This is a genomic window from Terrabacter lapilli, from assembly GCF_039531305.1.
In the GTDB taxonomy this organism is placed as follows: Bacteria; Actinomycetota; Actinomycetes; order Actinomycetales; family Dermatophilaceae; genus Terrabacter; species Terrabacter lapilli.
On record NZ_BAAAPU010000004.1, the window covers coordinates 81,436 to 90,842 of the forward strand.

At 71.6% G+C, this 9,407-nt stretch carries 7 protein-coding genes and 1 pseudogene; 7 read left to right on the forward strand and 1 reads right to left on the reverse strand.

Annotated elements, in window-relative coordinates:
- Positions 1–22: 22 nt before the first annotated feature.
- Positions 23–748 carry a TetR/AcrR family transcriptional regulator gene (locus ABD241_RS06545; RefSeq protein WP_344059694.1) on the reverse strand — a complete coding sequence of 242 codons (726 nt, stop codon included), beginning with the start codon at positions 746–748 and terminating at the stop codon, positions 23–25.
- 96 nt (positions 749–844) lie between these two features.
- Between ABD241_RS06545 and ABD241_RS06550 the strand changes: the two genes are divergently transcribed.
- From ABD241_RS06550 to ABD241_RS06580, 7 genes and pseudogenes are all read left to right on the forward strand, one after another.
- A complete protein-coding gene (locus ABD241_RS06550; RefSeq protein WP_344059696.1) occupies positions 845–2,140 on the forward strand; it encodes an acetyl-CoA C-acetyltransferase in 1,296 nt (431 codons plus the stop codon).
- Between the two features lie 2 nt (positions 2,141–2,142).
- A pseudogene (locus tag ABD241_RS06555) lies at positions 2,143–3,463 on the forward strand (3-oxoacyl-ACP reductase).
- A 7-nt stretch (positions 3,464–3,470) separates the two neighbouring features.
- Complete coding sequence (locus ABD241_RS06560) at positions 3,471–4,337, forward strand: MaoC family dehydratase (protein WP_344059698.1); 867 nt, start codon at positions 3,471–3,473, stop codon at positions 4,335–4,337.
- 220 nt (positions 4,338–4,557) lie between these two features.
- Entirely contained in the window at positions 4,558–6,543 is a 1,986-nt protein-coding gene (gene thrS / locus ABD241_RS06565; RefSeq protein ID WP_344059700.1) for a threonine--tRNA ligase, read from the forward strand.
- A 541-nt stretch (positions 6,544–7,084) separates the two neighbouring features.
- Entirely contained in the window at positions 7,085–7,711 is a 627-nt protein-coding gene (locus tag ABD241_RS06570) for an HIT family protein (protein WP_344059702.1), read from the forward strand.
- Positions 7,712–7,815: 104 nt separating this feature from the next.
- Positions 7,816–8,439, forward strand: coding sequence for a phosphatidylinositol phosphate synthase (gene pgsA / locus ABD241_RS06575; RefSeq protein WP_142185535.1), 624 nt, complete (start codon positions 7,816–7,818; stop codon positions 8,437–8,439).
- On the forward strand, positions 8,436–9,407 hold a 972-nt coding region (locus tag ABD241_RS06580; RefSeq protein WP_344059707.1), incomplete at its 3' end, for a phosphatidylinositol mannoside acyltransferase. The genes pgsA and ABD241_RS06580, both read left to right, overlap by 4 nt.

A 9,407-nucleotide genomic window follows, 5' to 3' on the forward strand; every position in this document is an offset into this window, starting at 1 on the left:
TGGGTGCCTTCCGGTCTGGACCTCAGGAGGTCGGTCTCGTGGTGGGAGTGGCGCGAAGGGTGGGTGCGGCGAGTGCGGGCGCGAGGCCCTGCCACGCGAGCTCGGTGAGCGACTCGACCACGGCGGCGCGTGGGGCGCGGTCGGCCTGGGGCGTGGCGAGCCAGTCGTCGGCGACGGCGCGCACCGCGCCCACGAGCGCGATGGCCCACGTGCGGGCCCGGGACGGGTCGGTGCCGGGCGCGGTCAGGGAGTCGAGCAGGAGCCGGGTCAGCTGGTCGGCCACCTGGACGACCGTCTCGTCGACCGGGTCGTCCGGCAGCGGCCGGTCGACCAGAGGACGCGTCACGACGAACCGGTAGACCTCCGTGTCCGACTCCACCAGGGAGAGGTACGCCTCGACCGTCGACGCCACGACCTCTCGGGGGCCGGCCGCCGGGGCCTCGGCCGCACTGTGCGAGCGTGCGAGCGCCGCCCCGACGTTGCGCACCACCCTGGCGTCGATCCGGGCCGCCACGGCGCGATAGAGCCCCGCCTTGTCCTCGAAGTGCCGGTAGACGACCGTCTTGGAGGTGCCGGCCTCGGCCGCGATGTCGTCCATGCCGACGCCGGCACCGTGCTTGCGGATGGCGCGGATCGTCGCGTCCACCAGGGCCTCACGGCGCTCCTCGCGGTGCTGCTCCCAGCGGGCGTCGCGTCCGTCGCGGGTCGTTCCGCGCCGAGCGGCGCTGCTCGCAACGTCCTCGTCCATTGCACGAAAGTAACAGGTACTTGCTGTATCGACTACTACCGGTTTCGGTTATCTTGGTCGGGACGACAGGTCCAACCCCAGCAGCAGGAGAGACCCATGGCCCCCACAACCACCCCGCGCGCGCCGCGCCGTGTCGCGATCCTCGGCGGCAACCGCATCCCCTTCGCCCGCTCCAACGGGCCGTACGCCAAGGCCTCCAACCAGGACATGCTGACCGCGACCGTCGACGGGCTCGTCGCCCGCTACGGCCTCGCGGGGGAGCGGCTCGGCGAGGTGGTCGCGGGGGCCGTGCTCAAGCACAGCCGTGACTTCAACCTGACCCGCGAGACCGTGCTCGGCACGCGCCTGGATCCGGCCACCCCGGCCTACGACGTCCAGCAGGCCTGCGGCACGGGTCTCGAGGCGGCGATCCTCGTGGCCAACAAGATCGCCCTCGGACAGATCGACGCGGGCATCGCCGGCGGGGTCGACAGCGCGAGCGACGCCCCGATCGCGGTGAGCGAGGGCCTGCGCCAGACCCTGCTGGCGGCCAACCGCGCCCGTTCTGCGACGGAGCGCGCCAAGGCGCTCACCGGACTGCGCCCCGGCCACCTGGTCCCATCGATCCCCGAGAACGTCGAGCCGCGCACCGGCCTGTCGATGGGCGAGCACATGGCCCTCACGGCCGCCCAGTGGGGCATCACGCGCGAGGCCCAGGACGAGCTCGCGGCCGCGAGCCACCAGCACCTCGCCGCTGCATACGACCGGGGCTTCTTCGACGACCTGCTGACGCCCTACCTCGGCGTCTCCCGTGACACGAACCTGCGCCCGGACTCCGACGTCGCCAAGCTCTCCACGCTCAAGCCGGTCTTCGGCAAGGGCCCGGACGCGACCATGACGGCGGGCAACTCCACGCCGCTGACCGACGGAGCCTCGGCCGTGCTCCTCGCGAGCGAGGAGTGGGCCACCGAGCACCGGCTGACGCCGCTCGCGTGGTTCGTCGACGCCGAGACCGCGGCCGTCGACTACGTCCACGGCGACGAGGGGCTGCTCATGGCTCCCGCGTATGCCGTTCCGCGGCTACTCGCCCGAAACGGCCTGAGCCTGCAGGACTTCGACTACTACGAGATCCACGAAGCCTTTGCCGCAACGGTGCTCACGACGCTCAAGGCGTGGGAGGACCCGGACTTCTGCCGCGAACGACTGGGTCTCGACGCGCCCCTCGGGTCGATCGACCGCAGCAGGCTCAACGTCAACGGCTCGTCCCTGGCGGCCGGGCACCCCTTCGCCGCGACGGGTGGGCGCATCGTCGCCTCGCTCGCCAAGCAGCTCGAGGAGGCCGGCGGCGGACGTGGTCTCATCTCCATCTGCGCTGCCGGCGGCCAGGGCGTCGTCGCGATCCTGGAGGCCTGACCATGAGCGACCTGTTCTCGACCATCCTGAGCTCGCCCGTGGCCAAGCGGGCCGGCGTCCCACAGCCGACGCGGCTGCGCCGCTTCGAGCCCGGTATGCCGCTGTGCGAGGGCCCCGTGCTCGTGGCCGGCGGTGGCCGCTTCGCCGACGGCGTCGCGTTCTGGCTGGGCAGCCGTGGGGTGGCGACGGTCCGCACGCCGTCCGACGCGAGCGACAAGCTCGGGGCCGTCGTGCTCGACCTCAGCGCCGCGGTCGACCCTGCCGAGCTCGACCAGCTGCGGCTGCTCGGGGCACCGGCGGTCAAGGCCCTGAAGCGCAACGGGCGGGTCGTCGTCATCGGCACCGACCCGGCCACGCTGTCCGACGTCGCCGAGGTGGCGACGCAACGCGCCCTCGAGGGCGCGGTCCGCTCCATCGGCAAGGAGCTGCGGGCCGGCGCGACGGCGAACCTCGTCCTGGCGCAGGGCAATGCGTCCGACGGCGTGCGCTCCGCCGTCGAGTTCTTCCTCTCCGGGCGCTCGGCCTACGTCGACGGCCAGATCGTCCGGGTGGACGAGTCGACGAGCGGCGAGGTGGACGCCGTGCGCCCGCTCACCGGCAAGGTGGCGGTCGTCACCGGCGCGGCCCGCGGCATCGGGGCCGACATCGCACGCGTGCTCTCGCGTGACGGGGCGACGGTGGTGGCCGTGGACGTGCCGGCTGCCGGCGACGCCCTGGCCGTCGTGGCCAACGAGGTCAAGGGGACTGCGCTCCAGCTCGATGTCACGGCCGAGGACGCCGGGCGGCGGATCGTCGAGCACGCGACGACGCGCCACGGGCACCTCGACATCGTCGTGCACAACGCCGGCATCACCCGCGACAGGCTCTTCGTCAACCTCGACGAGGACCGCTGGCGCAGCGTCATCGACGTCAACCTGCGCTCGATCCTGCGGATGAACGAGGCGATCCTCGGCGAGGGCGGCCTCGGCGACGGGGGGCGCATGGTGTGCGTCGCCTCGATCGCCGGCATCGCAGGCAACCGCGGCCAGGTGAACTACGGCGCGAGCAAGGCCGGCGTCATCGGTCTCGTGACCGCTCTCTCCCGGCAGGTCGCCGACCGCGGCATCACCGTCAACGCGGTCGCGCCCGGGTTCATCGAGACGGAGATGACCGCGCGGATCCCGTTCGCCACCAGGGAGATCGGCCGCCGGATGAAACTCGCTGCAGCAGGCAGGCCTGCCCAAGGACGTCGCCGAGACCGTCGCGTGGTTCGCCCAGCCCGGCACGGCTGCCGTCACGGGGCAGGTCGTGCGGGTCTGCGGCCAGAGCCTGCTCGGGGCGTGAGACGGCCATGACGAAGGAGATCACCCTCGACCAGGCCCCCGACCTGCGCCGCATCTACGCCACGGCAGCCCTGCGACGGGGCAGCTCCAGCGACACGCTGCCCGATGTGCGCTACTCGCGTGCCGGCATACGCGTCGCGGTCGACGACCTCGTCGACTACGCGCACGTGTGCCGCTTCCCGGTCGGCAGCATGCTGCCGCCCACCTACCCGCACCTCGTCGCGTTCCCGCTGCAGATGGCCGTGATGAGCGGGCACGGCTTCCCGCTGCCGCTGCTGGGTGCCGTGCACGTCGAGAACCGCATCGAGGTCGTGCGGGCGATCGGCGTCGACGAGCCGCTGGACGTGTCGGTCTGGGCGTCGGACCTCCGGCCGCACCGCCGGGGACGGCAGGTCGACCTCGTGTCCGAGGTGAGCGTGCGCGGCGACGTGGTGTGGCGCGGCACGAGCACCTACCTCTCGCGCGGGGCCGAGCACCCGGAGGCACCCTCGTCCGAACCGCCGTCGACGGCCGCGCTGGAGCGCGTGACGGCCGGCCCGCTCTGGCGGCTCGGGGAGGGCACGGGACGGGCGTATGCCGCCGTGTCCGGTGACTGGAATCCCATCCACGTGCACGCGCTGGCGGCCAGGCCGCTCGGCTTCCCCAGCGCCATCGCCCACGGGATGTACTCCTACGCCCGGGCGTTGGCCTCGCTCGGCCCGAAGCTGCCCGAGTCGGGCTTGACCAGCCGGGTGTGGTTCCGCAAGCCCGTCCGGCTGCCCTCGACCGTGCGGCTGCGCACCACCTTCGAGCCCTCGCGCACGCTGTCGGTCCTCGAGAACGCCAAGGGTGAGCGCGGCGACGTCGTCCACGCCGTCGTCGAGAACACCTGGTAACCGTCGAGAGGCCACGAACGGCCCACCCCCAACCGTCGAAAGGCCACGAACGGCCCACCCCCAGCCGTCGAGAGGCCACGAAGGCACCAGTGCCGCCAGGGGCCAAACCGTGTCGCCGGGGCGCGCAGGCGCTCGATACCCTTGCTGGAGCCGCAGCAGCGGCGCCACCCCCCGACCCGTCGCCCGTCGACGGGTCCCTGCTGAACGAGGAGCACCAACCGTGTCTGCACAGATCACCGTCACCGTCGCCGGAAGCGAGCGATCGGTTGCGGAGCAGACGACGGCGGGTGACCTCTTCGAGGGTGACCGCGCCGTCGTCGTCGCGCGCGTCAACGGCCAGCTGCGCGACCTGTTCCACGTCCTCGCCGACGGCGACGTCGTCGAGCCGGTCCCCGTCGACAGCGAGGACGGCCTGTCCGTCCTGCGGCACTCCACCGCGCACGTCCTGGCGCAGGCCGTCCAGTCGCTGCGCGCCGACGCCAAGCTCGGCATCGGGCCGCCCATCCGCGACGGCTTCTACTACGACTTCGACGTCGACACCCCGTTCCACCCCGATGACCTCAAGGCCCTCGAGAAGGCCATGCAGAAGATCATCAACGAGGGCCAGACCTTCTCGCGACGCGTCGTCACCGACGCCGAGGCGCTCGAGGAGCTGGCGCACGAGCCGTACAAGTGCGAGCTCGTCGGCCTCAAGGGCGGCAACGCCGACGAGGCGGCCGAGGGTGCGGGCGTCGAGGTCGGGGCCGGCGAGCTGACGATCTACGACAACATCCGTCGCGACGGCACCCGCGCGTGGGGCGACCTGTGCCGCGGACCGCACCTTCCCAACACCAAGGTCATCGGCAACGCGTTCAAGCTGATGCGCTCGGCGGCCGCCTACTGGCGCGGCTCGGAGAAGAACCCGCAGCTGCAGCGCGTCTACGGCACCGCGTGGCCGAGCAAGGACGAGCTCAAGGCCTACCTCGACCGGCTGGCCGAGGCCGAGCGCCGCGACCACCGCAAGCTCGGGGCCGAGCTCGACCTCTTCAGCTTCCCCGACGAGCTGGGATCCGGTCTGCCCGTCTTCCACCCCAAGGGCGGGGTCATCAAGCGCGAGATGGAGGACTACGTCCGGCGCCGGCACATCGAGGAGGGCTTCGACTACGTCGGCACGCCGCACATCAGCAAGGACGGCCTCTTCCACACCTCGGGCCACCTGCCGTACTACGCCGACACGATGTTCCCCCCGATGGAGCTCGAGGGCGCGAAGTACCAGCTCAAGGCGATGAACTGCCCGATGCACAACCTCATCTTCGCCTCGCGGGGACGCTCCTACCGCGAGCTGCCGCTGCGGTTCTTCGAGTTCGGGTCGGTCTACCGCTACGAGAAGTCGGGCGTCGTGCACGGCCTGACCCGCGTGCGCGGCATGACGCAGGACGACTCGCACTCCTACGTCACCGCGGAGCAGGCTCCGGCCGAGATCCAGCACCTGCTGGACTTCGTGCTCTCGCTCCTGCGCGACTTCGGCCTCGACGACTTCTACCTCGAGCTGTCGACCCGTGACGAGGAGGGCGACAAGAAGGACAAGTTCATCGGCACCGACGAGCAGTGGAAGGTCGCGACCAAGGTCCTCGAGGACGTGGCCGTCGCCTCCGGGCTCGAGCTCGTCCCCGACCCGGGCGGCGCCGCCTTCTACGGCCCGAAGATCTCCGTCCAGGCCAAGGACGCCATCGGGCGCACCTGGCAGATGTCGACGATCCAGTACGACTTCAACCAGCCGGAGCGGTTCGGCCTCGAGTACCAGGCCGCCGACGGCTCGCGCCAGCAGCCGGTCATGATCCACTCGGCGAAGTTCGGCTCCATCGAGCGGTTCCTCGGCGTGCTCGTCGAGCACTACGCGGGCGCGTTCCCGGTGTGGCTCTCGCCGGTGCAGGTGCTCGGCGTCCCGGTCGCCGAGGACTACGCCGACTACCTCGGCGAGGTCCTGGGCCGCATGAAGCGCCAGGGGGTCCGTGTCGAGCTCGACGCCAGCGATGACCGCTTCCCGAAGAAGATCCGCAATGCGAGCAAGTCGAAGGTGCCCTTCACGCTCATCGCGGGGGAGGAGGACCGAGCCGCCGGCGCCGTCTCCTTCCGCTACCGGGACGGGTCGCAGAAGAACGGCGTGCCGGTCGACGACGCCATCGCCGAGGTCCTCGCCGCGATCGAGAGCCGCGCGCAGGTCTGAGACACGGGCCGCCGGTAGCGCACCACCGAGGGCGTATGCCGTCCCGCCGAGCCGGCGAGACGGCATACGCCCGCTTCCGGCAGCGGATCCGGGGCACCGCTCCGGGGCACGCGAGTTTCTTCGAAACGCCCTCTGCGGCAAGGAGGCAGTGCTAGAAAGGAGAGACCGAACTGCTTCGGCGGAACGGTCTTCCGAGTCGCTTCGGCGACGAGGTGGCGAAGGCCCGGGAACTCATACGTCCCGGGCCTTCCCCTGCCTCACTCATCCACGCGCTGCAGCGACGCGCGGACCTCGGAGCACCGGCCCCGCGGCTCTCACACCCGCGGGGCCGTCCGCTGCTCCCAGACGAGAGGCTGTCGTGGGCGGGACACCACAAGGGCCCTGCGGTCTCACACACCGCAGGGCCCTCTCCATTGAAGCCGCGGTCGGCGCGTCCTGGGAAATCGACACGCCACAGGCACCGACGGCAGGACCGTGGCATCCCCTTCTCGGCGGGGTCCGGTCCTCGCCCGGCGAGCCGCTCGCCCTAGGATCACCTGTCATGACGAGGCAGGCGAGCGGTCCCACGACGCCCGGCGCGACCACGTTGCCCGAGGGCGACGAGACGGAGACGCCGGTCGCACCCTCGGTCGAGCCCTCGCAGGACTTCGCCCGCGTCGAGGACGGCTTCGAGCGGCTCTGGACGCCGCACCGGATGGCCTACATCGAGGGGGAGAAGCCGACCGCGGAGGCCGGTACCGGCTGCCCGTTCTGCGCGGCGCCCGGCAAGTCCGACGCGGAGGGCCTCGTCGTGCACCGCGGCCACACCTGCTACGTCGTCATGAACCTCTTCCCCTACAACCCCGGCCACCTGCTCGTCTGCCCCTACCGTCACGTCTCCCTCTACGTCGACCTCACCGACGAGGAGACGACCGAGTTCACCACCCTGACCAAGCAGGCGGTGCGCGCCCTCGAGGCGGCCTCGGCGCCCCACGGCTTCAACCTCGGCATGAACCAGGGCGCCGTCGCCGGGGCCGGCGTCGCAGCACACCTGCACCAGCACGTCGTCCCGCGCTGGAGCGGCGACTCCAACTTCCTGCCGATCATCGGGCAGACCAAGGCGCTGCCCGTCCTGCTCGAGGACACCCGATCACGCCTCGTCGAGGCCTGGCCCAAGCCGTCCGCCTGACCTGAGCACGGCCCGAGCACGGCCTGAGCACGGCCCGAGCACGGCACGCCGCTGTTGCTCCGGGTGCCCGGGCGCCCGGCACCCATCAGTACGCTGGTCCCACCATGCTCAACAGACTCCTGCGCGCGTCGATGACCAAGATCCTCGGTCCGATCGCCCACCTGTTCCTCCGACTCGGGATCAGTCCCGACATCGTCACGATCGTCGGCACGGTGGGGGTGTGCGTCGGAGCGCTGGCCTTCTTCCCCCGCGGTGAGATCTGGGTGGGCGTGCTCGTCATCACCGCCTTCGTCTTCTCCGACACGGTCGACGGGATCATGGCCCGCGAGTCCGGCCGCTCGAGCAAATGGGGGGCCTACCTCGACTCGACCCTCGACCGCATGGGGGACTCGGCGATCTTCGGCGGACTCGTCCTCTACTACGCCGGCCGCGGCAACAACCAGCTCATGGCCGGTCTCGCCCTGGCCTGCCTCATCCTCGGCAGCGTCGTCTCCTACGCGAAGGCGCGGGCCGAGGGCCTGGGTTACACGGCCGACGTCGGGATCGCCGAGCGCGCAGACCGGCTCGTCGCCGTGCTCGTCGCCGCCTTCTTCGCCGACGTCTTCGACTCGACGGTCCTCCTCGGCGTCGTGCTCGGCCTGCTGGCCGTCGCGAGCTTCATCACGGTCCTCCAGCGCATGCTGACCGTGCGCAAGCAGGCCCTCGCGTCCGGAGAGGTGGGCGCGTGACGAGCATCGCCCGCCGGGCGACCGACACCGTCAGCGTGCTCGGGTTTCGGCTCGGGTGGTCCGCCGTACGCGCCCTGCCGGAGCGGGCGGCATACGCCCTCTTCGACCGCGTCGCGGACGTGCTGGTCCGCCGGGGCGGCAAGGGCATCGAGCGCCTGCGCTCGAACTACCGTCGCGTCCGGCCGGAGCTCTCCGAGGGCGACCTCGACGCCCTGGTGCGCGCGGGCATGCGCTCCTACATGCGCTACTACTGCGAGGCGTTCCGGCTCCCGTCGCTCTCGCGCGCCCAGATCGACGGCGCCGTGGAGGTCAGGGGGGACTCGGAGGTTCGTGAGCTGTGCGCTCGGGGCGAGTCGGTCATCGCCTTCGTCGGGCACCTCGGCAACTTCGACCTCGCGGCCGCGTGGTCGGCCGGCAACCTCATGCCCGTCACGACGGTGGCCGAGCGGCTCGAGCCCGAGGAGGTCTACCAGGAGTTCGTGGCGTTCCGGCGCAGCATCGACATGGACATCATCCCGCTGACCGGGGGAGACGACCCCTTCCACGGGCTCCTGTCGGCCGCCCGCGGCGGAGGCCGCATGATCGCGCTCGCCGCCGACCGCGACCTCACCAACGGTGGCGTGGAGGTCGACCTGCTCGGTCATCGCGCCCGCATGGCCAAGGGGCCAGCCGTGCTCTCGCTCATGACCGGCGCCCCGCTCTATGCCGCGCGGATCTGGTACGAACCAGCAGCGCCCGGGACCGGGCTCGGCGGCCACCGCACCGTCATCGAGTTCAGCGACCGGCTCGTCCCCCGGGTCCAGGGCACCACCGCGGTCCGGGCGGCCGACCTCGTCCAGCAGTGCGCCGACCACCTCGCCGTGACCATCCGCGAGCACACGTCGAGCTGGCACATGCTCCAGCGCGTCTTCGTCGAGGACCTCGACGCGCCGGCACCGCCCTCAGCCAGCGCCCCGACGGCGTCCGGG